The organism is Marinagarivorans sp., from assembly GCF_982758155.1.
In genome coordinates this window covers 20,693-44,654 of sequence record NZ_CEXWTU010000014.1, presented here as the reverse complement: position 1 = coordinate 44,654, position 23,962 = coordinate 20,693, and the positions used below count along the sequence as shown (strand labels likewise).

General features: G+C 47.5%; 23 protein-coding genes. 4 read left to right on the top strand and 19 right to left on the bottom strand.

The annotated features are described in order from the left end of the window. Window positions 1-1,647 (top strand): molybdopterin dinucleotide binding domain-containing protein (locus tag AC3A8L_RS03385; RefSeq protein WP_487960818.1); only part of this gene is annotated, 1,647 nt, incomplete at its 5' end. A gap of 38 nt (window positions 1,648-1,685) precedes the next feature. Here AC3A8L_RS03385 and AC3A8L_RS03380 read toward each other — a convergent pair. The 4 genes from AC3A8L_RS03380 to AC3A8L_RS03365 all read right to left on the bottom strand — a co-directional run bounded on the left by AC3A8L_RS03380 (window position 1,686) and on the right by AC3A8L_RS03365 (window position 6,403). Continuing rightward, a complete protein-coding gene (locus AC3A8L_RS03380; RefSeq protein ID WP_487960817.1) occupies window positions 1,686-2,477 on the bottom strand; it encodes an S-methyl-5'-thioinosine phosphorylase in 792 nt (263 codons plus the stop codon). A gap of 83 nt (window positions 2,478-2,560) precedes the next feature. Then, on the bottom strand, window positions 2,561-3,835 hold the full coding sequence (locus tag AC3A8L_RS03375; protein ID WP_487960816.1) for a response regulator: 1,275 nt from the start codon (window positions 3,833-3,835) through the stop codon (window positions 2,561-2,563). Window positions 3,836-3,917: 82 nt separating this feature from the next. Then, entirely contained in the window at window positions 3,918-5,330 is a 1,413-nt protein-coding gene (rhlB, locus tag AC3A8L_RS03370; protein WP_487960815.1) for an ATP-dependent RNA helicase RhlB, read from the bottom strand. A gap of 143 nt (window positions 5,331-5,473) precedes the next feature. Further along, the gene (locus AC3A8L_RS03365; protein ID WP_487960814.1) at window positions 5,474-6,403 is read right to left on the bottom strand and encodes a DegV family protein; all 930 of its coding nucleotides are present in this window, start codon (window positions 6,401-6,403) and stop codon (window positions 5,474-5,476) included. A gap of 157 nt (window positions 6,404-6,560) precedes the next feature. On the opposite strand from AC3A8L_RS03365, the gene AC3A8L_RS03360 reads away from it, so the two are divergent. Next, the gene (locus AC3A8L_RS03360) at window positions 6,561-7,100 is read left to right on the top strand and encodes a TFIIB-type zinc ribbon-containing protein (protein WP_487960813.1); all 540 of its coding nucleotides are present in this window, start codon (window positions 6,561-6,563) and stop codon (window positions 7,098-7,100) included. Here the strand turns inward: AC3A8L_RS03360 and pgeF are convergent. Both pgeF and rluD read right to left on the bottom strand, forming a co-directional pair. Beyond that, complete coding sequence (pgeF, locus tag AC3A8L_RS03355) at window positions 7,097-7,867, bottom strand: peptidoglycan editing factor PgeF (protein ID WP_487960812.1); 771 nt, start codon at window positions 7,865-7,867, stop codon at window positions 7,097-7,099. The two genes, AC3A8L_RS03360 and pgeF, sit on opposite strands and share 4 nt — an antisense overlap. Continuing rightward, entirely contained in the window at window positions 7,860-8,822 is a 963-nt protein-coding gene (gene rluD / locus AC3A8L_RS03350) for a 23S rRNA pseudouridine(1911/1915/1917) synthase RluD (protein WP_487960811.1), read from the bottom strand. Before rluD ends, pgeF begins: the two co-directional genes overlap by 8 nt. Before the next feature lie 90 nt (window positions 8,823-8,912). Here rluD and AC3A8L_RS03345 point away from each other — a divergent pair, with 90 nt between their 5' ends. Continuing rightward, window positions 8,913-9,848 carry an outer membrane protein assembly factor BamD gene (locus AC3A8L_RS03345; protein ID WP_487960810.1) on the top strand — a complete coding sequence of 312 codons (936 nt, stop codon included), beginning with the start codon at window positions 8,913-8,915 and terminating at the stop codon, window positions 9,846-9,848. Between the two features lie 121 nt (window positions 9,849-9,969). Continuing rightward, window positions 9,970-10,464 (top strand): glutathione peroxidase, encoded by a 495-nt coding sequence (locus AC3A8L_RS03340; protein WP_487960809.1) that lies wholly within the window; start codon window positions 9,970-9,972, stop codon window positions 10,462-10,464. Between the two features lie 187 nt (window positions 10,465-10,651). Here the strand turns inward: AC3A8L_RS03340 and AC3A8L_RS03335 are convergent, their stop codons facing one another. The 13 genes from AC3A8L_RS03335 to AC3A8L_RS03275 all read right to left on the bottom strand — a co-directional run bounded on the left by AC3A8L_RS03335 (window position 10,652) and on the right by AC3A8L_RS03275 (window position 23,840). Then, a complete protein-coding gene (locus AC3A8L_RS03335; RefSeq protein WP_487960808.1) occupies window positions 10,652-11,188 on the bottom strand; it encodes a hypoxanthine-guanine phosphoribosyltransferase in 537 nt (178 codons plus the stop codon). After that, a complete protein-coding gene (locus AC3A8L_RS03330) occupies window positions 11,178-12,317 on the bottom strand; it encodes a mechanosensitive ion channel family protein (RefSeq protein WP_487960807.1) in 1,140 nt (379 codons plus the stop codon). Before AC3A8L_RS03330 ends, AC3A8L_RS03335 begins: the two co-directional genes overlap by 11 nt. Window positions 12,318-12,531: 214 nt before the next feature. Beyond that, window positions 12,532-13,542 carry a beta-N-acetylhexosaminidase gene (gene nagZ, locus AC3A8L_RS03325; RefSeq protein WP_487960806.1) on the bottom strand — a complete coding sequence of 337 codons (1,011 nt, stop codon included), beginning with the start codon at window positions 13,540-13,542 and terminating at the stop codon, window positions 12,532-12,534. Window positions 13,543-13,574: 32 nt separating this feature from the next. Then, a complete protein-coding gene (locus tag AC3A8L_RS03320) occupies window positions 13,575-14,231 on the bottom strand; it encodes a TetR/AcrR family transcriptional regulator (protein WP_487960805.1) in 657 nt (218 codons plus the stop codon). Window positions 14,232-14,306: 75 nt separating this feature from the next. Then, complete coding sequence (locus AC3A8L_RS03315) at window positions 14,307-16,214, bottom strand: ABC-F family ATP-binding cassette domain-containing protein (RefSeq protein WP_487960804.1); 1,908 nt, start codon at window positions 16,212-16,214, stop codon at window positions 14,307-14,309. Continuing rightward, entirely contained in the window at window positions 16,211-16,606 is a 396-nt protein-coding gene (gloA, locus tag AC3A8L_RS03310) for a lactoylglutathione lyase (protein ID WP_487960803.1), read from the bottom strand. The genes AC3A8L_RS03315 and gloA overlap by 4 nt, the downstream gene beginning before the upstream one ends. 18 nt (window positions 16,607-16,624) lie before the next feature. Beyond that, a complete protein-coding gene (locus tag AC3A8L_RS03305) occupies window positions 16,625-17,404 on the bottom strand; it encodes a sulfite exporter TauE/SafE family protein (RefSeq protein WP_487960802.1) in 780 nt (259 codons plus the stop codon). Further along, window positions 17,388-17,597, bottom strand: a complete 210-nt coding sequence (ccoS, locus tag AC3A8L_RS03300; protein WP_487960801.1) for a cbb3-type cytochrome oxidase assembly protein CcoS — start codon at window positions 17,595-17,597, stop codon at window positions 17,388-17,390. Before ccoS ends, AC3A8L_RS03305 begins: the two co-directional genes overlap by 17 nt. Before the next feature lie 311 nt (window positions 17,598-17,908). After that, window positions 17,909-18,313 (bottom strand): hypothetical protein, encoded by a 405-nt coding sequence (locus tag AC3A8L_RS03295; RefSeq protein WP_487960800.1) that lies wholly within the window; start codon window positions 18,311-18,313, stop codon window positions 17,909-17,911. A gap of 153 nt (window positions 18,314-18,466) precedes the next feature. Next, a complete protein-coding gene (locus tag AC3A8L_RS03290; RefSeq protein ID WP_487960799.1) occupies window positions 18,467-18,745 on the bottom strand; it encodes a hypothetical protein in 279 nt (92 codons plus the stop codon). A gap of 94 nt (window positions 18,746-18,839) precedes the next feature. Further along, complete coding sequence (gene tilS, locus AC3A8L_RS03285) at window positions 18,840-20,138, bottom strand: tRNA lysidine(34) synthetase TilS (protein WP_487960798.1); 1,299 nt, start codon at window positions 20,136-20,138, stop codon at window positions 18,840-18,842. A 20-nt stretch (window positions 20,139-20,158) separates the two neighbouring features. Next, window positions 20,159-22,459, bottom strand: a complete 2,301-nt coding sequence (locus AC3A8L_RS03280; RefSeq protein ID WP_487960819.1) for a YgiQ family radical SAM protein — start codon at window positions 22,457-22,459, stop codon at window positions 20,159-20,161. 391 nt (window positions 22,460-22,850) lie between these two features. After that, a complete protein-coding gene (locus tag AC3A8L_RS03275) occupies window positions 22,851-23,840 on the bottom strand; it encodes a c-type cytochrome (protein ID WP_487960797.1) in 990 nt (329 codons plus the stop codon). Window positions 23,841-23,962 lie beyond the last annotated feature (122 nt).

The window sequence follows — 23,962 nt, the reverse complement described above, 5'->3', positions numbered from 1 at the left end:
GGCGGTGGGTTAGGCGCCACTATTGGCACCGGCACAGCAACGGTAGAGTTAGAAGATTTATCACTGTGCGATTGCATTTTTGTTATAGGCGCAAACCCATCCTCGAACCACCCGCGGTTTATTCATAAACTAAAAGCGTTAAGAGATCGTGGCGGCGAGGTAATAATAATTAACCCCGCCAAAGAACCCGGACTGGTTAAGTTTGCGGTACCTAAAAGCCCAAAATCGATGATTGCAGGCGGAACCGAAATCGCTTCGCTTTATATTCAACCCAAAATAGGCGGCGACTTGGCGCTTTTTAAAGGGATATATAAAGCTTTATTAGAAAGTGATAATCCAACAGCGGTGAATCGCACATTTATTTCTGAGTTTTGCTATGGCTTTAACGAACTAGAAGCCAATAGTCAAAACTGTAACTGGGCTGATATAGAAGCTGATAGCGGTGTAAGCACTGCCGACATTAAAAAGTTGGCCGCTGTTTATATTCAATCAAAAAATACCGTCTTTGCCTGGGGGATGGGCATGACGCATCACGCTTTTGGTGTGCAAAATGTGGAGGCCATTTCTAATTTAGCCCTATTGCGCGGCATGCTGGGGCGACCTGGCGCAGGCTTACTCCCATTACGGGGCCATAGTAATGTACAGGGCTTAGGAACCATCGGTGTAAAACCGGTATTGACTGAAGATGTTATTGCAAAAATTGAAACTGCATTTGGCATTTGCCTACCCAAACAAAAAGGACTAGATACTTTCCATGCACTAAAAGCCGCTGAATCCGGCGATATTGACTGTGCATGTATTGTCGGCGGCAACTTATACAGCGCCTCACCGGATACCCAGTGGGTAAAAACAGCACTCGAAAAAATACCCTTTAAGCTCTATTTAACCACCACACTTAATCAAGGGCATATTAACGGTATCGACCATAGCGAAGCTCTTATTTTACCGGTATTAGCCCGCGATGAAGAACCCCAGTCGACCACACAAGAATCAATGTTCAATTTTGTACGTCTTAGCGATGGCGGCATAGAGCGAATAATTAATGCGCGCTCTGAAGTGGATATTATTGCCAGCTTGGCTCAACATTTATTACCTAAATGCCCCATTCCTTTTGCTGGTTTCAAAAACCATCAACACTTGCGTGAAGCTATTGCAGAGTTAATCCCTGGCTTAGAAAAACTGGCCGACATTGGCATTGCTAAAAAAGAATTTCACGTTAACAATCGGTTAATGCACAAACCACTGTTTAATACCCCATCTGGGAAGGCTAATTTTAAAATACACGAAACACCAAAAAATGGCACAAGTAGCGATTATCCTTTCCTGTTAGCCAGTATTCGTAGCGAGGGGCAGTTTAATAGCATTATTTACGAAGAGTTAGACAGCTACAGATACAATGCCAAGCGCAATGCCATACTTATGTGCCCCGATGATATGACAAGACTGAACCTAAAAAATGGTGACGACATAACGGTAAAGTCTGCCGTTGGCGAAATGAAAAATGCCATTGTTCAAGCATTTGATATACCGCCAGGTAATGTAATGGCCTACTACCCAGAAGCCAATATGCTCATTGGCCAAACAATCGACCCACAAAGCCTAACCCCGGCCTTTAAATCTATGCCGGTTGCGCTGCTGCAGCAATAATTTAATAACGCAAAAAAATTAGTTTTAAGTACGTAAACCTACCCCAAAGCCGCCCCCACCAAGCCCTGCACCTTATCCGCTGCTTGCGCCAAAATTGCATGAATATCCTCAAGGGTAATCGCTTGTTCACTCAAGCCTGCCCCCCAATTAGCAACAATGCACACCGAACCATAGGCAACGCCAAGCTCGCGCGCTAACGCGGCTTCTGGCATGGCCGTCATACCCACCAGCGTATTACCGTCACGCTTTAAACGCGCAATTTCAGCCGTAGTTTCTAAGCGCGGGCCTTGCGTACAGGCATAACAGCCGCTGCTAACCACCGGCAGTGCAACAGACTTTGCGGCCTGCAGTAACTGCTGAATAATCGCAGGGCTATAAGGGTCGGCAAATTCGACATGATTGATCTCGTCGGTCAGCACATCCGCAAAGGTATGCTCACGACCATAACTGTAATCGATAATTTGATCGGGAATAACAATCGCGCCTGGACCACAATCGTCACCTATGCCACCGACCGCATTAATGGCAATAATGCGCTCAACGCCTAGCGACTTTAGCGCCCAGATATTCGCGCGATAATTGATTTTATGAGGTGGCACTTTATGGCCATCGCCGTGGCGCATCATAAAAACAACTGGCTTACCGGCAACATTACCACGCTGTATTCCCGCTACGTCACCATAGGGCGTCGTGATGGTTAACGCTTCAATACACTCCAAATTTTTCAGGTGGTAAAAACCAGAGCCACCAATAATGGCGGTGATGTTTTCAGGCGTGTTGCTTTCTAAGGGTTGAGCGTCTATTGCTACTTGGCTTTTAGAATTGGTCACAGGCATCTTTATGGCTAGGAAGTTAGACAAGCATTATAATCAAGCTCCAAAAAAATGCGATGCTACACTTCGCCATGCTCGGCCTATTCCTCCGCAGAGCCATCGTCGCCGATAATCATATCGCCGCCAGCATCTTTGGCGCGATGAAGGCATTTGTAGGCATTGCTAACCAGCTCGTCAAAGCCCTCTTCACCGCTAGCTTCAACGTGACTAGCGACGCCAGCACTAAAGCGCACTGCGATTTTATGACCATCCCAAACCGCAGGTTCGCTAGAGATTAATTCCCCCATACGCTTGATCAGGGCACAAGCTTTTTCGTTACTCAAACCCAGCAGTAATACATAAAACTCCTGCCCATCGGCTCGGGCCACAAGAAAGCGATCTAGCGTATTATCTAACCGCTGCGCGACCTGCTGCATTACGCTATCACCGGCTTCATTACCAAAGGTTTCGTTCACGAACCTAAAGTTGTCCAAGTCAATAACGGCCAGTGCAACTGGTGTACTTTTTTCCTGCGCGGTCAGCCAATCTTGCAGGCCTTTTTCAAAGAAATAATAACGGTTGTAGACGCCGGTATAATAATCGCGCCGGGCAGCATCACGGATCTGCTCGATCATTTCCACCTGCTCAACATTGTGAGTAATGCGACAGAAAAATTCTTCGTGATTAAAGGGTTTTTTAATAAAGTCATTAGCGCCCGCTTTAATAAAACGCGCCGTTAAATGGCCATCACCTTCTGATGATATGCCCACAATCACCAGTTCTGACTTGACGTATTTAATGCGTAAGTTTTGCACCAATTCAAAGCCGTCCATGCGCGGCATATTGTAATCGGTGATTAGCATTTTAATACTCGGGTTATCCAGCAATACTTGAATCGCCTCGACGCCATCTTTAGCTTCCAAAACTTGATAGCGGTGTAACTTCATCATACCCGTGATAATTCTTCGGCTGGTGAGTGAATCGTCCACCACCAGCACCTTCACATTCTCGTTTTTAATTAAGCGATGCACCAGGTTGCACGCATATAGATAGGAAAAGCGCCCCTCCTTGGTGACATAGTCAACAATACCCTTAGACAGCAGCGTCTCGCGGCGCTCGGTATCGAAGGAGCCGGTAAGGACAATTGTTGGGATTTTGAGGGAGAGGGTGTAATCGACGATTTCGCCATTGGGCGCATCAGGCAGGGATAGGTCCACCATGGCCGCAAAAATATCACCCTCGTGCTCCGCCATTATCGCCTTAGCTTCGGCCAGCGTTTCGGCATAAAGTGGTTGAAAAAGTGATGTTTGCTTGACCACATGCTTGATAACACGCATCACCATGGTGCTATCTTCAACGATCAATACTTTCTTCATTATCTACACCCAAAAACATTCATCTTTTGAGTGTAGACCAGCGCCAATCAGAGTACCGCATTAGCGCAAATGAAATGTCGTACTAGCGACGACCGCGGGGTTGGCTGCGACCACGGCTGTTACCGCCACGCCCGTTACCGCTGGGTGAGCGGCGCTTCTGCTGCACAGGCAGCGGGCTTTGCGGCTCGGGTAAAGAGGCTAATAAATTCTCAGGTGGGACTTCACTGGTAATCTTTTTACCTAGCAACTCTTCAATCGCCGGCAAGCGGAAGGAATCATCCTCACACGCAAAACTCACTGAGCTTCCGCTACTGCCCGCACGGCCCGTACGGCCAATGCGATGCACGTAATCTTCTGGTTCTTCTGGCAGGGTGTAGTTAACCACGTGAGTGACATCATTAATATGAATACCGCGGCCCGCTACATCGGTCGCCACCATCACATTCAATTTGCCACTTTTGAACGCATCCAGCGTTTTTACACGCTTGTTTTGGTCAATTTCACCACTGAGTAAACCTACCTTCACACCATAAGCATTCAGGTAATCGTAAAGCTTGCGGCATTCGTCCCGGCGATTAGCAAAGACCATCGTAGAGTTGAAACCCGTAGAGTTAAGCAGGTTATACAACAAGGTGAACTTTTCGTCGCCAGCGACCATGTAGACGTGTTGCTCTACGTTATCGGTTGCCACTGACTCAGGCGCAATATCGATACGCTTGGTTTCGTGCATCCACTGCTCAGACAGTCGCATAACCTCATCGGTAAAGGTAGCCGAGAACATTAAGGTCTGACGGTGTGTTTTACGCGGGGTATAGCGCACGATTTGGCGCATTTGCGGGATAAAGCCCATATCGAGCATACGATCGGCTTCGTCAATAACGAGTAATTCTACGGTATCGAGGTGAACATCTTGGCGCTCACGAAAATCGAGCATGCGCCCTGGCGTTGCCACCAAAATATCAACAAATTCACTTTGCAGGCGATCGCGCTGCTTTTGGTAATCCATACCACCGACCAAAGTGTGAATTTTTAGATCGGTGTATTTCGTTAATAATTTAGCATCGTCAGCAATTTGAATAACCAGTTCGCGGGTAGGCGCCACGATTAAGGCCCTCGCCTCGCCGGCATAGCGATCTGCTGGCGGTGGTGTTTTTAAAAGATCGTCAATAACGCGAATTAAAAAAGCCGCCGTTTTACCGGTACCGGTTTGGGCTTTACCCAACACATCGTGGCCGGCAAGGCTTAACGGCAGTGATTGCGCTTGAATCGGGGAGCAAAACTCAAAACCCAAATCATCAATAGCACGCAAAAGCTCGGGCTCTAGACCAAACTCTTGAAAGCGCCGCTTCACAGCGGGCACGGCTTCAACCTCGCCCTGCTCTGGCGTTGCAACAGGCTCAGTTATTGCGGTTTCGACCGATGTCGTTTGTGCAACAGCATCATCTTCAGTTGCCGTTTGCGTATCGTTTTGAGAAGGAGTTGAATCTGTGCTCAAAGAAAGACCTACTGGTGACGTTATAAAGCCGCTGAGTGTATCACGATTGATTTAAAAGTCCGCCACCCTTCAGCGCAAAGGCCATACACTGGCTATACCGCTAGGGGCGAGCATGCGTGTTTTACAAGCCACAAAAAAACCGTTTAGCCGCCCTGCCACTCATGAGGCTTGGCCATTAACGCCAGACTTAAAGAGCCCGGGCTAGCATAAATTCCGCCAGCCAAGCTCATTATCCCCAAGATCAACTGCACCTTACAGTCGCGTGCCGAGGCTTCTAAATCAGAGAAACCGCTCATTGCTTTTAGCTCCTCAAGAGGTCCGGCATAGTTAATGACAACGATGGGTGATAACAAACCCCGCGCCAATTGCGAACGTGCATGGGCAAACAATTGTGCCGCCGACTTCTCAAACCCTTTAACTTTCGCCGCCCGATAACTGCTGTCGTTCACAATGCATAAGATCGGATGAACGCCAATGGCGGTTGCAATAGCGGCTTGCGTCCAACCAACAGCTTTCTCACCACGCTTTTGGGCTCGCTCCAATGCCGTTAATGGCGATTTTGGCAGCATATAGGTGTGTATTTTGCTGGACAGGCTATCCATTTGACGGCGAACAATATTCGCCTCTGGCGTCTTCATTAAGCGCCGAAGAGTTTCAGCTACCATTAATGCCTGTCCCGAAAAAATAGTACGACTATCCATTACCCTTACCGTCACCTTACTCCCGGCCGGTAACTGCGCCTTTACTTTCGAAACAGCCTCGTTGGCTTTATTGTAAGTTTCACCTTGCATGCGGTTTACCGTTTGCACAAAAACCTGCTCAGCACCTTCGGCAATGGCGGCATTAATCACAGCGACAAAGGTTTCTGCGCTGGGGGGCAATGTGGTCACTTTATTTTTTCGATTGAGCTGACCAGAGCGGAAAAACTCAAGCGACAACGCTTGATCACACGGATCTGGAAACTCATCACCATTGATAAAAACCGAAATGGGAACACGTTTAATATTGTACTTTTCAAGTAACTTAGGCGGTAAGGTACACGCCGAATCAACCACAATGGCTGTTTTATTCATGTTTATTAGCCCTACGACCCAACCATTATATGTAAACCCGTTAACGATATAACAACAACCCAACTACACAGCCTTTTCCCATATCACAACACTTTGAGCTTATTGACAACTCATCGTAAACTGCCTTCTTAATCATAGACAATAAAAAGGAATCACGATGAACTGTACTAGCTGCAACCAAGGCACCCTTCAAGCCGGTTACCTCGACGCGCTCTTCCCCTGTAAAACCTGCAGCGCTTGTGGTGGCAACCTCGTTTTCCTTGCGGACTATTTACGCTGGATTAATAGCGAGCCTACAGCCCCTGTTGCGAGCGATATCGATGTTGCAGCAACGGAAACAGAAAAGGCCATGCTCTGCCCACAATCAAAAACATTGATGCTCAAATACCGCATTAGCCATAAGCTTGAGCACAAACTGGACCTGAGTCCAGCGATCAATGCTATTTGGCTCGATAAAGGCGAGTGGGAGCTACTGAAACAAGAAGGGCTAGCCTTTGAATTAAACGCAATTTTCACCGATAGCTGGCAAAAAAAGATTCGAACCGCTAAAACACAAGAAGTGCTAGAAGGGCTATACGATAAGACGTTTGGCGAACACTACCCTGCAATCAAAGCATTTAAAACGCAATTAGACTCTATCGAAAACAAAGCCGAAGTTATCGCGTATTTGTTATCTGACAACCCTTACAGCGCTTAATCGGTTAACCAAATAACACTCGCAAAGCGGCCCGTAATGGGCTGCCGGCGATAGGAATAAAAACGGGCATCGGTATAGGTGCAATCATTGCCGCCGCTCACAGAAGCAACGCCTAAGCCGGCTAACTGCAAGCGTGCAAGCGCGTACAAATCAGCAAAGTAGTGCGTTGGCCGCAAAGGGTTGGCAACAAAACACTGCCCTGCTATGCGGCCCATTGCCGACTCAAAAGCAACCTTCACTTCTGGCCCAACCTCAAAGGCGCTGGCACCAATAGCAGGCCCAAGGTAAGCCATTAGCGTGTCAGCCGCCGCAAAACGCTTGCAAGCCTTCTCTAACAACCCTGCCGCCAAACCACGCCAGCCAGCGTGCACGGCCGCCACCTGAGTGCCCTGCTGATTGCACAGCAGCACTGGCAAGCAATCGGCCGTTAACACGGCACAGGCAAGCTTAGCGTACTGTGTCGTGCACGCATCCGCTTGCGGTACCGGTTGTAGGCTTGTACCGACATCAGCTCGCAAGACCTCAACCCCGTGCACTTGCTCTAACCATTGCCAATGAGGCACATCGAGCTGGCGCGCCAACTGTGCGCGATTCGCACTCACACGCACAGGATCATCACCCACATGCTGCGCCAGATTGTAAGCGCCAAATTCCGTAGCATCTGGAGCCACCAAGGTAATCGCCGCTTGCACATTGCTAGGCGCCGGCCACTGAGGTTCAAATACGGGAACAATACGTTCCGCTGATTCGACCCTGTCGTTAGACATTGCTTTTCTTTAACACCTCAAGCAATTCGGCAAAGTCATCGGGTAAGGGAATTTCCCAATGGCATTCCTCACCGGTTGTCGGGTGAATCAGCCCGAGTGCTTTGGCATGCAATGCCTGCCGCCCAAAGCCTCTAACGCACTCAAGTACCGCATCATCGATCTCAGAGGTCTTTAACCCTCGGCCACGATAGGTAGCGTCGCCAACCAATCCCAAACCTATATGCGTCATGTGTACGCGAATTTGGTGAGTTCGACCGGTTTCTAGCTTCAACTCTACCCACGTGAAATGCTTAAAGCGTTTTACCACTTGGTAGTGGGTGATCGCCTCTTTACCCGCATCATTTTCAGAATCAACCACCTTCATACGGGTGCGGTGTTTAGAATCGCGCCCTATGTGCGCTTCTACCGTGCCACCACTCAGCAAGGTACCCGAAAGCACCGCCGCATAGCGACGCGCGACAGTGCGCGCCTGTAGCTGCTGCACAAGATGGTTTTGCGCCTGCAGCGTTTTTGCGATAACCATTAAGCCGGTTGTATCTTTATCCAAACGGTGGACAATACCGGCACGGGGAATATGCTTGGCATTGGGGTAGTGAAATAACAAACCGTTTAACAGCGTACCCGTATAGTTACCCGCTGCCGGGTGTACCACCAAACCGGCCGGTTTATTGACGACAAGAATATCGTCATCCTCAAAGACCACATCAATAGCGATGTCTTCGGGTTGCCAGTCGTTAACATCGGCTAAAGTGGCCGTTAATGACAATTGCTCGCCACCGGCTAATTTAGCATTCGGTTTTCTTACACTGGCATTCACGGTCAGTTCGCCCGACTTAATCCACGCTTGTAATTGCCCCCGTGAATAATCAGGGAACAACTGCGCCGCAATCGCGTCCAACCGCTGACCTTTGGACTCCATCGGGACTTTGGTTTGCTGGGAAATTTCTTGCATCATTGAGTTATTACCTGCTACTGGCTAAACTGCGCCCTCGCCGCCCGAGGCTGGGCGCAAAAAAACGCACATAATGATACAGAGCACGACTGAATGCGAGCACACCTTATATTTGTACTGATTGGCGCCCTAGCGCTTGGGGCAACATTAACCGGTTGCGCCTCTAACGAGGAAAAAGAGAAAAGCACCGAACAGCAGCTGTACGAGCGCGCTCAGCGTGCATTGGACGGCAAGAATTGGCAATCTGCAGTCTCTTCGCTAGAGCTTCTCGAAGAAAACTTTCCTTTTGGCACCTTTGGCGAGCAAGCGCAGCTAGAGCTGATCTATGCCCATTACCAATCGGGTGATTTTGACTTATCTATTGCCAATGCAGACCGCTTTATTCGTCTGCATCCGCAACATCGCCATGCCGATTACGCCTATTACATGCGCGGCTTAGCCAGTTTTAACAAAGAAAGCTCTCTCGTGGGCTCTATTTTTGGCATGGACAACACCAGCCGCGACCCCGGCGCCGCGGTTAACGCCTTCAATATGCTATCTGAATTTGTAACTCGATACCCTAGCTCAGATTATGCTGTGGACGCCCAGCTGCGCATGGTCTACCTGCGTAACTTACTTGCCCGCGGCGAAATACACATCGCCAACTATTACTTTAGCCGCAAAGCTTACCTCGCTGCGGCGGCACGCGGTCGTGCTGTGGTCGAGAACTACCAAGGCTCGCCTGCCGTCCCCGATGGTTTAGCCTCCTTAATTCAGGCATACCATATGCTGGGCCAAGACGAATTGGGCGTAAATGCGATAAAAGTACTCAAGGAAAACTACCCTAACTATCCAGCCCTTAAAAAGGACGGCACTTTCAACTACAACTATGCCGGCCAACTGGATCAAAAAAACTGGATCAGTTATTTAACACTCGGGTTGTTTAATAAGCATCTAGAAATTGGTTTTGATACACGTGAAATTTACAACACAATGCATCACGACAAAAGCGTGCTAGAAAAAACGGATGCGCCACGCCATAAGTCTTAAAGCGCGCAAAAAAATCCGATAGTCGGTGATATGCGTAATTTATACTGAATCTTTAAAGCCCGCTGACGCGGGTTTTTTTTGCTCCATTTTTACTCAAAAAAATATCAGCAGGAATAATTTTATGCCCAATCAATTTTATGATTTTGACGTTACCCTACTGGATGGCCAAACACTGAGCTTGGCCGATTTGAAAGGCAAAGCAGTACTTATTGTCAATACCGCCAGCAAATGCGGCTTCACGCCCCAATACGAAGGCCTAGAAAATCTTCACAAGCATTATGCCGAACAAGGCTTAGTGATTATTGGCTTCCCCTGTAATCAATTTGGCCATCAAGAGCCCGGTAACGCAGATGAAATTGGGCAATTTTGCATGGCTAATTATGGCGTTAGCTTTTCAATGAGTAAAAAAATAGACGTCAACGGCCCAGACGCAGCACCATTGTTTACATACCTAAAAGAAAAGGAGCGAGGAATTTTAGGCAGCAAAGCCATCAAGTGGAATTTCACAAAATTTTTAGTTAATACAGAAGGCGATGTTTTGAAGCGCTATGCTTCTGCAACCAAACCCGAGGCCTTAACACAAGATATAGAAAAAGCGCTAAGGGGCGTGCACTGAATAAGTTGATGGGATTTGGGTTTGTGTGTGCACGCTTGACGAGGCGAAAATATGGCGTAATAGCCGGCTATTGCAAATATTTTTAACGAAGGCAAGCGTGCACCCAGGAATTCAAAAACGGGAAGTTATTTAATGCACACCCCTAAGGGGCTAGGCAATAAAAAAGCGCTCAATGAGCGCTTTTTATTTATGTAATATGCCAAATACCGCTGGCATTACGCCACGCCCCTTTGTAATCCATCCCCATACCAAAAACATACTCATCCGGTACCGTCATGGCAGCAGAATCGACCTTGTAATTAATAGGTTTACGATCGTGTTGCTTATCCACCATCACGGCAGAATACACGCGCGCTGCACCTTGCTCTATCGCCCATACCGCTAAATACTCTAACGTTTTGCCTTCATCAAAAATATCGTCCATTAAAAGCACGGTTTTATTTTTGAGCGACAATTCCGGCCGCGAAATCCAATGTAATTCATCGCCACCTTGGGTGGTATTGCGGTAACGCGTCACACGGATGGCATCTAATGATACTGGCATCGTCAATTTAGGTAACAGCAAACCCGAGTACACCATGCCACCATGCAAGACGCATAATGCAATGAGAGGGGTATCTGTCAGTGCGCTATTAATCTGCTCGGCCTGTGCGGCCACCGCGTCCGAAACTTGTTGCTCTGTATATACCTGTTTAGACGCTGGCCACGCAATATTATGTGCCATGGTTTGAATCCTGCTTTGCGCTGCCACCAGACGTTTGTGAGTTTACCATTACACCGTTGGGAATATGCAGGGTTGATGTGGGGAATGCGCACTCTGCACCATGCCCTTCGATAATATTAATAATCTTTAGCATGACATCTTGCTTGATTTCATGAAATTCAATCCAAGCGGTAGTTTTAGTAAAGGTGTAGATAAAAAAGTCGAGGGAGCAGGCATTAAACGCATTAAAATTTACAATTAATGTTTGGTCCTGTGCAATATCTTGATGTGTGCGCAACATTTGTTTTACATCTTCTACAATCACAGCCATTTTATCGGCGTCATCATAACGAATACCAATAGTCTCTTTTATCCGCCGATGTAGCATTCGTGAAGGGTTTTCAACGGATATCTGAGTAAATGTTGCGTTAGGTACATACAGCGGACGCTTATCAAAAGTACGAATACGCGTTAAACGCCAGCCAATATCTTCGACGGTACCTTCTATATTTTGATCGGGTGAACGCACCCAATCACCAACGGCAAACGGGCGATCCAAGTAAATCATTAGGCCACCAAAAAAGTTGGCCAGTAAATCTTTCGCCGCAAAACCGACAGCAATGCCACCAATACCACCAAAGGCTAATACTCCAGAAATGCTATAGCCTAAAGACTGCAGCATAACCAATGCCGACGTAATAATTGTAGAAACACGCAACAACTTACCAATGGCCATCGCGGTTGTGGCATCCATAGGTTTACGTGAATATTCAGGATCAACTAAATTGCGTTCGGCGCGCTTAATAAAGCCCACCACAAACCATACAAGAATCAGAATAGAACCCACGGTGCGAGCAGGCCCAATCATAGATAACAAGCTCACTTCCGTTTGTGCGGCCGCAATACCTGCGGCATAGGACAAACCTAAAACCCAAACCATCCACTTTGCGGGCCTGAATAAAGAGTCAAAAAGCGCATCATCCCACAGGCTCTTTGTAGCAGCGCTTCGCCTAACTAACTGCGAGAGCGTACGGGACACAATAAAAGCAGCAATAAGCGTCACCGTCACCACAAAAAAAACTTCAACAATCCATAAATAATCATGCGACACAAATTGCTCAAGCCATGATTTCATTGCTTCGACATCCATTAATTCACTCCCCAATATAAACCTAATAACTTTTTAAATTTGATTAGGGGCGAGGCAATAATAGTTTATCCAATCAGGCGAAGAGATCGGCTTTCTTATCGAGGCGCTTAAAGGGGCGCATGCCGGGGCATGTAACCCTTTAAGCAGCGAAGGTAAGCATGTCGATATCAAGCATTAGTGGATGAAATATTGTTTCCTCGTCCCTTATTTGTAACTATGTTAGTGTCTGCAGCGCTCGGTGTGTCGCTTGCCACTCTGAGGAAGCTTGGAGAGCCTTCCAGTTAAAACCGTGTTGTGTTCTCGCCTTAACCGCACTTAAATTACTGATTAAAGACTCTTGCGAACGAATATTTTCGCGTTCAAAACCTTCTATCAATTGGATGGCATCATTTGGCTGATTACACATTAATACCATAGAACAACCCGCGGCCATGGCGGCCATGCCCCGCTCTACAGGGCCACCCGCGACCTTTGCCGCTGCCATGGATAAATCATCACTAAAAATAGCACCACTAAACTGTAAACTTTCCCGCAATACACCCTGTAGCCATTCCACCGAAAAACCAACAGGCAAGTCACTTAAACAAGGGAAAACCACATGTGCCGGCATCACACCCTGTAATTTTGATGCCAGTTGAGCAAAAGGGTATAAATCAGTTTCTTCTATATCGGCAAAATCACGTTCATCTATCGCCGTTTCTAAATGCGTATCGCCCACTACACCACCATGACCAGGAAAATGCTTTCCCACGGCGGCCATACCGGCTAAAGCAAGCCCAGATACAAACGCTTCTGCGTACTGCACAACCTCTTTAGGGCACTCAGAGAAAGCGCGATCACCAATCACTTGGCTTTCTGGGTTAAAACGATCCAGCACTGGCGCGAAGGTAAAATCGACGCCTAACGCCATTAACTCCCGCGCCATTAACGCCGCCGTTGCCGGGATTAAATCCGGTGCCATTTGCGCAAGATAATGCATTGCCGGTATGCGCGTTAAACCTTCACGAAAACGCTGAACGCGACCACCCTCATGGTCGACCGCGATCAACAACTTTTTATTACACTCACGAATTTGTCGGTTTAGATCTATAAGCTGTTGAGGGTTATCGTAATTTCGTGAAAAAAGAATCAGTCCTCCAACTTGCGGATGCGCTAAGACTTCCCTCTCCTCTGCCGTTAACGTCATGCCAGAAACATCTAACATGACGGAACCTAGAGCCTTCATAGAGCAACCTTTATAGTCAGAATATTAATCAATTAAGCGGGCGCATTATCAGCAGGCGCTTCATCAACTACCTGATCACTTTGCAGCATACCGGTCATGGCTGGCACCAAATATTTAAGCATTTCATCGATAGGAACCTCTTCAGGGTTTTTCCCCAGCATCGCCACAATCGATTCAAAGCTAGACAAAGTAAATAGTGACGCTCCCAACATAAAGTTCATGCGCCAATAAAATTGCATGAAATCCGTATTGGGCGCTGCGACTTGCAACAACTTAGTAAGGCGAGCCAAGGTACAACCGAAACGTTCAGAGCAATGTTGGCGTAAATGCTCTTGCGACTGGGTATAAGCCAGCGTCATTAATCGAGCAAAGCGCTCTGGACGCTCATTTACTTCACGTTGCGTAACAATAAAAGCATCACCCGCCGCCAACAAAACATCTCGAACGCTAGGCGATTCACGGTCCAGTTTATCCAAATTACTTTCAAGCGCTTTACAAAAAGGTTCGAGGAAACGCGTAAAAACAGCTTGGATAAGCGCCTTTTTAGAACCGAAGTGATAATTGACGGCTGCTAAATTAACATCAGCCATACTGGTTATCGTTCGCAACGAAGTTTCGGCAAAGCCGCGCTCGGCAAATAATACCGTTGCGGCATGTAAAATTTTATCGACTGTTTCGCTATTGGCCATACTTTTTCCTATACACCCGAGTACGAGGGATTGCCCTCAGCGGTGTGTGATAAACAATGAATAAATGAATTATTTCTAACTTTGAGTTAAGACTTCTAACTCTTCACTTTTCAGCATCCATTCTTCTTCACACACCTCCAGTTTTTCACTGATCTCTGCCTGACGTTTTAAGGTTTTTGCCAATACATCGCCACCCACAGCATAAAGCTCCGGATCTGACAGTTCTTGCTCTACGCTACTTAAGTTTTGCTGCAATTTATCAATTTCTTTTTCAAGCTTTTTAACCGCATTGGTCAAGGGCTTTAACTGTGCCCGTATTGCCGCGTTATTTTGCCGTTCTATTTTTTTCGTATTTTTATCTTGCGCAAGTACTGTCTCGCTAGTGGTTTGACCACCCGAGGCCGTTGCATTTCGAGAGGTTAGCCAGACTTCGTAATCGTGAAGATCGCCATCAAAGATGGTGACTTTGCCATCATCCACCAATAAGAATTCTTCCACCGAATTACGCAGCAAGTGCCTATCGTGCGATACGAGTACAACCGCACCATCAAACCCTTGCAGCGCCAAAGTTAAAGCGTGTCGAACTTCAAGATCTAAATGGTTAGTGGGCTCATCGAGTAACAAAAGGTTCGGTTTTTGCCACGCAACAATCGCCATCGCCAAGCGTGCTTTTTCACCACCCGAAAAATGTTTGATTGTTTCAAACGCTCTATCGCCCTGAAAATCAAAACTACCGAGAAAATTGCGAATTTCCTGATCAGAGGCCTTAGGGCTTAAACGTTGTAAGTGCAGCGCGCAGGATGCATTCATATCCAACGCTTCGAGTTGATGCTGATTAAAATAGCCGATACGCAAATGCGCACCCTCAACACGATCCCCCGATAACAAGGTAGAGTCTGCCCCATTGCCGCCCACCAAGGTTTTCATTAGGGTAGATTTACCCGCACCATTGGCACCTAACAAACCCAAACGGGAATTACCGTGAATACTGAGTTGCACTTTTTTAAGTAAGGCTTTATCGCCATAACCTAAATCCGCATCACTTAATGTAATCAGTTGCTGGGGAATACGCTCTGGCGTAGGGAAGCGAAAGTTAAATGGGGAATCAATATGCGCCGGCGAAAGTTGCTCCATACGCTCCAATTCTTTTAATCGACTTTGCGCCTGCTTCGCTTTGGTGGCCTTCGCTCTAAAGCGGCGAACAAAGCTTTCGATTTCGGTAATGCGTTCTTGTTGTTTATCAAAAGCCGCCTGTTGCTGCGCTAAACGCTCGGCTTTTTGGCGTTCGTAAGCACTATAATTACCGCTGTAAGTAATTAATTGATTATTTTCAAAATTAGCGATACCTGTGACTACGTTATCAAGGAAATCGCGATCGTGCGAAATAATCAGCAATGTCCCTTGGTATTGTTTTAAACGTTGCTCTAGCCAAAGCGTTGCATCTAAATCTAAGTGGTTAGTGGGCTCATCCAGCAATAATAAGTCGGAACGACACATGAGTGCTTGCGCGAGATTTAAACGGATACGCCAACCGCCCGAAAAATCGGACACGGGACGCTCACCATCAGCGGCGCAAAAGCCTAAACCGGCAATTAACTGCATAGCTCTAGCGGCAGCAGTGTAACCATCGATATGCTCGTATTGCGCATAAAGATTCGCTAACTTTTCACCGTCTTCACCGGCATTGGCAATGTCTTTCTCTACGGTTCGCAGCTCGGTGTCGCCATCTTGGACATAATCCAAAGCGGTGCGATCACCCGCACCCACCTCTTGCGCCATGTGCGCTATTTTCCAAGCACTGGGAACATGTAGATCGCCCGCATCTACAGCTAACTCGCCAATTAATAATTTAAATAAACTGGATTTACCGCTGCCGTTAGCACCAATAACACCGAGCTTTTCACCGATGTGTACCGTAAGGGATGCTTGCTCTAATAGGATTTTATGGCCGCGCTGTAGGCTCGCTTGCGTTAATTTAATCATGAGCTGTGGTGATCAATAGGTAATAATTCAACTTTGTAACCGTCGGGATCTTCAGCGAAGGCTAATACGGTAGTGCCGTGCATCATAGGCCCGGCTTCGCGCACAATTTTACCACCTGCGGCTTTAATTGCAGCGGCAGCGGCATAGACATCTTCAACGCCTAACGCGATATGCCCATAGCCATCACCTAATGCATAGCTTTGGGTGTCCCAATTGTGAGTCAATTCCAATACGGTATTGCTATCTTCATCACCGTAACCGATAAAAGCTAAGGTAAAGCGCCCGTCAGGGAAATCTTGTTTGCGCAATAAACGCATGCCCAATACATCCACGTAAAACGCGAGTGATCTATCGAGATCGCCTACTCGCAGCATGGTATGTAATAAACGCATAATAAATCCTTAATAACACTAATGATTAGAGTGATCTTGCATTGAATGATCTTGATCAGCCGCGCCGGCAGGCATGGCATCGTGGTTTTGATGCTCTGGGTTATGATTGTGATGATGCTCAGCATGATGAGAATGGTGATACCAAGCCACGACCAAGGTCCATACCCCAAAAACAATAAAGCACGACGCCAGCCCAACTTTAAACCATCGCCGTGCTAGCCACTGACGAACCCACGATGCAGCCAAACCGCCGGCAAAAACAGCGGGTAATGTGCCAGCACCAAAAGCGGCCATGGTTAAAGCGCCTTCGGCTATGCCACTTTGTGTTGCGGCCAACGCAAGCACCGAATACACCAAGCCACACGGTAACCAACCCCAAAGCGCACCCAGCAGCAGTGCCTTGGGCACGGTATAAACCGGTAATAAACGCTGACTAACCGGTTGAATATAGCGCCATACTTTTTGCCCACCGCGCTCGAGTATCGTGATGCCGGTCCATATTTCTGCCTGATAAAGACCCGTTGCAATGAGGAGTAAGCCTGCAATTGTTCGCGCTAGCGGATAACCGCTATCAAAACTCGCATTTTGCCCCGCCGCGACTAACCCGCCCAATAAAGCATAACTACTGATGCGCCCGAGATTATAGGCCAGTAATAAAGCAAAGCGCCGAGCAACCTTCTCGGCGGGTATAGCATAAGCCAACGCGGCAGCAAACCCGCCGCACATGCCTAAACAATGACCAGCACCAAGAATGCCCAGCAACAAGGCCGATAGCACCACTTCAATCACTGGCGTCACTCTTAGGCTCAATACTGGGATTAACCGCTTGGCGTGCTCGCTTAGCGGCGATGTCATCGTCATCGAATAAAATGCGATGGGCTTCCGTATCGAGATCGTCGTATTGACCGGATTTTACGGCCCAAAAAAATACCGCAACCGCGACGACGACAATCAACATAGCTATGGGAATCAACAGATAAAGACTTTCCACGCGCGCCTCGGAGAATAAAAGCGCGCATTATACGCAAACTGACCACGCGCGAGGCGCGAATAATTTTATTCTTTACGGCACCAATCGAAATAACGGCAAAACTGCTAGCGCCGCCTCAATACATGCGCCACCTTTTCTGCGTAAATTGATTCCAGTGCACGCATGCAGGAAGTTTATAGTGAATATAGTAAAGTAGGTCATCAAGATGGCGCATCGGGGCAGGAAGCCCCTTATGAGCATTGCAGGGACATAATATCTAGGAGCAGTTACCGAGACGCTTAGCAGCATTAGGGGATTAAATATTACGCCCTCTAGCTCACCCTTGCTGCATCAAACCCCTCAAACAACACTTCAGCCACCGAGGCAACCTCATAGAAGGTGTCAACGCTAGGATCGGTTTCGGCTTTAGCCAGTAAGTAGGTTAAATAACGAAACAAATTACCGCTAGTATGTACGCCCTTAGCGGCCTTTGAATAGCTACACAGCCGCTCGCATACGCGCTGCGTTTCCAGCAAAATAACCATCAGCTGCTTATCGGCACATTGGGTCACGGCTGCATTTTTGGCCAGCAACAACATTTGCACACTTTGATTAAACAACAAAGATAATGCCTTACTGTATTCAACCAGTGCCGCTTCAGCTTGTACCTTAGGGGAGATGAAACGCACATTGGGCGCACCATCGGGTGACTTAAATTCAATATTTTTTGGGTTCATGGCGAGCATCCATTGCTGGAAGTTTGGCTATACCGCTAGCGCAAGCTTCCACTCACTAAGCACATCACGTTAAATAAGCAGTGGTGGTTTTTCGTACTTCGCACATTAACGCATCCACTATCGACACCAATCACTGTAGGAGCAGAAACCCCATTACGCCAATACTGAAGGCGTATTAGTGGCGCACAACCAACGTTGCGCTGTTGCTTCGGGCAAATAAGTGACCACGCGAGCGTACATTGCTAACACTTTTTCCAGCTCACCGACCAACGCGGTATTATCACGATTATCATCAGAAAACGCCGTATCCAGCATGCGACCTAAACGCTCATCACACGCTTTGACGCCGTCCCAATCACCGGATTCAAAGGCGGTCTGCATGGCTTTACGGGTACGAATAACATCAACTAAAGACGAACAGACTAATGGCATGGTGACTCTCTCAAGTTTGTATGGCTATACCCTATTTGTCGGCCTGAACGGCGAAAACTTGAAGATTATTTAGAAGGATTTTATCGCTGCGGCATTAACCACGAGGAAAGGCCCACGACACGGCAATGTGCGTATTTTCTGGCAAACCGCAAGCCGCAGCGGCGCCGTGCTGCAACCACAAATCGCCAACCGCGACTAATGTTTCACCGCAATATATAAGAGGCACGCGGCTTCTAAGCCAAGGCTCTAGCCGGTATTCCTGCAATAATTTCTTTAGGGTTTGGGAATGCGCACGTCCAGCGGGCTGCGCACGCTCACCGCCTTGACGGTAGCGTACAACTAAGTCACCACCAAAGCCCTCTACCCGCAATGTGCTGCCATCAGCTAACAAACAATAACCCGCGAACACGACAGGCTTTAACTCAACAGGATTAATGTCTATCGAACGCAAAAGATACAAACGCTGCTGAAAACGACTAAATCCGTAACGCCCTAACACTAGCGAAGGCTGTGCATCGCTCTTAGCATGTAACAGTTTATTGAGCTCTTCTAGATGACGACTTTCTGGGGGTAGCTCACCTTGCTGTTTTAACCAGTAGCGAACCAACTGCTTTTGCCGCGCCCACGAGAGCCCTTGCAGCGCGGTGATATTAATAGACGACCCACACCGTTCGGTACGAAGCTCAACCGCTGCAAAATCTATCGCAGCATACTCATCTAATAAACTTTGGGCTTCGGCGGCGTGATCGGCTGCTGAGGCTATTTGGTTGATCGCTTGCGGCCAATGCGCTGTAAGCGTTGGAACAACTTGATGGCGCAAATAATTGCGGCTAAAGCGCGTATCCGCATTACTTTCATCTTCAACCCACTGCAAGGCATGCTTTTTAGCGTACGCAAGAATACCCGCCTTTGAGCATTGCAATAGCGGTCGCCATAAACGCCCTGCCCCTAAAGGTCGTTCGGCAAGCATCGCCGATAACCCTTGCACGCCAGTACCGCGCATTAAACGCAACAGTAAAGTCTCAGCTTGATCATTTTGATGGTGCGCAACGGCAAGAACATCGCCTAATTTAAGCTCACCCTCAAAGGCTTGGTAGCGTGCTTGCCGCGCCGCTTGCTCTACACCCTGCCCGGCAAGATGAATTTCGACTGTTTTTACAATGAGAGGAACACCCATGTTTCGGCACAAGCTTTCAACCTGTTGCTGCCATTGCTGGGCATTTGGGGATAACTGATGGTTAATATGAATAGCGTTGAGCGCAATCGAGCCATCGTGTATTTGAGCAACCAATTGCTGCTTGGTCCAATGCAACAACACCACTGAATCCACACCGCCACTTAAACCAACAACTAAGCGTTGGCAATTAGCCGGTAGATTCAGTGGCGCTAACATAACGAATGGCGTCGTTAACTTTAACGGCGCTTTTTAGGACCTGCTTTTTTAGCGTTGGCTTTGTTGGGGCCATTTTTAGGCCGGCCTCCAGGCCCTTTATTGAGCGGGCGCCCCGCCGTCGCTAATTTCCCAGCAACATTATTACGTGGCCGACTACGCTGTAAAGCCTCCGGCGGCACCAAGGAATTTTCGCCGGTGCCGATTAAATCTTCGCGCCCCATTTCTTTAAAAGAGCTACGCAACATTGGCCACGTTTTTTCATCGTGAAAACGCAGTAAAGCTTTTTGAAAACGGCGTTGTTTCAAATTGCGCGGGGTATGAACCTTGCCACTTTTATAATTAACTTTACCCAGTGGATCTTTTTCGGAATAGTACATGGCCGTAGCCAACGACATAGGCGACGGGTAAAACGTTTGCACTTGATCTAAACGGTACTTGTTTTTCTTCACCCAAAAAGCCAGATTAATCATATCCTCGTCTTCACAACCTGGGTGTGCGGCAATGAAATACGGAATTAAATACTGCTTTTTACCTGCTTCTTTCGAATACTTATCAAAAAGCTTTTTAAAGGCATGGAAAGTACCGATGCCCGGCTTCATCATTTTATTCAGCGGACCTTCTTCGGTGTGCTCTGGGGCAATTTTTAAATATCCGCCCACGTGATGCGTTACCAGCTCTTTCACGTACTCTGGATCTTCAAGGGCTAAGTCATAACGTAAACCCGAAGCAATGGCGACCTTCTTCACCCCCGGTATTGCACGCGCTTTGCGGTACAACTGGGTAGTAGACGAATGATCCGTAACCAGATTTTTACAGATAGTCGGAAATACACAACTTAAACGACGGCAATTTGCATGGATTTGAGGGTCCTTGCAATTCAACATATACATGTTGGCCGTGGGGCCACCAAGATCTGAAATTGTGCCGGTAAAACCTGGGGTTTTATCGCGAATTTCTTCAATTTCGCGCAGGATAGATTCCTCTGAACGCGATTGAATAACCCGACCTTCGTGCTCCGTAATTGAGCAAAACGAACACCCGCCAAAACAACCGCGCATAATATTCACGGATGTTTTAATCATCTCGTAGGCAGGAATAGTCGCATTGCCATAAGCCGGATGTGGAATGCGTGCAAAAGGCAACGCAAACACAGAATCCATCTCGTCGGTTTCGAGTGGAATGGGCGGCGGGTTAATCCACACCTCGCGGTTGCCGTGCTTTTGTACCAACGTACGTGCGTTTTGCGGGTTAGATTCTAAATGCAGTACTCGCGAAGCGTGTGAATACAACACCCGATCGCTACGTACCTTTTCAAAAGAAGGCAGCCGAATGGCCGTGGTAGCATCATCAAAATCATGTTTGCGATGTACCGGCATAGGAATAATGCGTACTACTTCTTCTTGTACGCTTTGCTCTGGGGCCTCGGGTTCTTGTTGCGCGGCATCGCCGTAAAGCTCGCCATCAATGCCCGGCATGGAAGGCGCACCGCCGCCGCTATTAGCATTGGTTTTACATTCGCTGGTGCCGGTATCTTCCGTTACATAAGGGTTGGGAATAACATCAATATTTTTGGCCCAATCCACCCGAGAGGAATCAATAACCGTCCAGCCCTCGGGGATGGTTTTACGCACTACGGTAGTACCAAGAATATTGGTAAGTTCGTCAATCTTTTTGCCGCCGGCAAGCTCGGTAGCCACCTCAATAATGGCGCGCTCTGCATTGCCGTAGAGTAAAATATCCGCACCAGAATCAACCAATACCGAACGCCGAACTTCATCGCTCCAATAGTCGTATTGCGCTATACGGCGCAAGCTAGCCTCGATACCGCCAATAATAATGGGCACATCTTTGTAGGCTTCGCGACAACGCTGAGCATAAACAGTCACTGCGCGATCGGGGCGCTTACCGCCTTCGTTGGCAGGCGTGTAAGCATCATCGTTACGCATTTTCAAATCGGCGGTATAGCGGTTAATCATGGAATCCATGTTGCCGGCACTAATACCAAAAAACAGATTCGGCTTACCCAGAACTTTAAAAGGGTCGCAGCTTTGCCAATCGGGCTGGGCAATCATGCCTACACGAAAGCCTTGAAACTCCAGTAAACGGCCAATAACAGCCCCGCCAAAGCTGGGGTGATCCACGTAAGCATCGCCATTCACAATAATAATATCGCAGCTATCCCAGCCTAAATCGTCCATCTCCTTACGAGACATCGGTAAGAAAGGCGCTGCACCAAAGCACTCAGCCCAATACTTGGGGAACGAGCACAAATGCGGCGCGACTTTAATGGAGGAAGGCGATATAAGCTTAGCGTTAGACATAAAATAAGACTGTGTGGGTAAATCAGGCCGCCATTCTACCAGAGTCGGTAGCATCTACGCTTAACAGCTTGACCCCAAAAAAATCAAGGTTATTACGGCTAAAAACGACCTTATCGACACCTCAAAAACGCATAAGGAGCGAGGCGATAATAGTTTGTCCAATTAGACGAGGGAGCCTACAGGGAAGTAGGTTATTAGAATAACGCATCGGGGCAGGAACATAATGTCGTGGAGCAGTTACCCTACTGACCTATGCCCTATAGGTCCCGGCATGCGCCCCTTCGAGCGCCTTATTGATAAAACAGGCGCCTTCGCCTAATTGGACAAGCTCTTATTGCCTCGCGCCTAAGCCCAGCTCAACATATTGAGCTGGGTAAACTACAAAAACAGACTAGGGCGTGGGTTGCTCGTCTGGGTACTTACTAACATCCGCAACAGCCGCAAAAAGATCCTGAATTTCGCTCAAATCGGAATCAGACAATATAGGCCCCATAATACTCCCCAAATGACCAAACTTAACCTTATGCTGGTCTTCGTAAGGCTTAGAGCGCATATGTCGCCCAACAGTATAAGATTCACCGTCGACCAATATTTGGGTGCCATCCGCACCGTGACATATGGCACAATTATCGGCATAAACCTCGTCACCAGCCATCGCACTGCCATCAACACCTAAATTTTGAAAGCTACGAGCACGATCAGGATATTGACCACTTGCCAATACGATGTCGTATAAACCCGACGTATCGAGAGCCTCTTCTTTTAAATATTTAACAATATCCCAAATCTGAGCATCAGTCAGAATACTGCCATAATTAGGCATTTGATCCCCCATTGATGCATTATTGTTAGGATCATAACTATTCAAATCCTCGTCAACTGAACGATAATCACTACCGCCTTTTATGCCATCAAATAAAGCTTGTGGGGTCGCGGTATCACTGAGTAAAGCTAAATCAATATCGGCAACATTTGGCCTAGACACCGAAGGGGCTCGATTACTATAACCACCTTCGCGCCCCAGCCGATCCCAGCCATGGCACTGTTTACAACGAAAAAAATTGGATTTATCTGTAATATTATCTAACTGATCTTGATTATCAAGATTCGAATTATTTAGACTAAATCCTGTTTCAGCCGCCCAAAATTTAGAATATAGCTGTCCACCAACAATACCATCAGCTGATTGATAAGCCTGACCGCCCGACATATCAACGGCCGCTTCACTACTAACACCAGCAGTGCTATCTATTGCCTTCTCCCCGCTACCGCATGCTGCTAAAAACATAACACCAGCCAACAAAAAAACATTTGATGCAGGCATGCGAATATTATTATTTTTTAAATTATAGATTGTTCTAACTTTTTGAATGATTTTCATATTTCCCCCATTAACCCCAATGAATTTTGACGATGAAAATGCCACCACCAAACCAAGCGCGAAAATACCAGCATTAATCAAAAATGGGGGAAATTCACTCTCACAATGAGCATTACATTCAA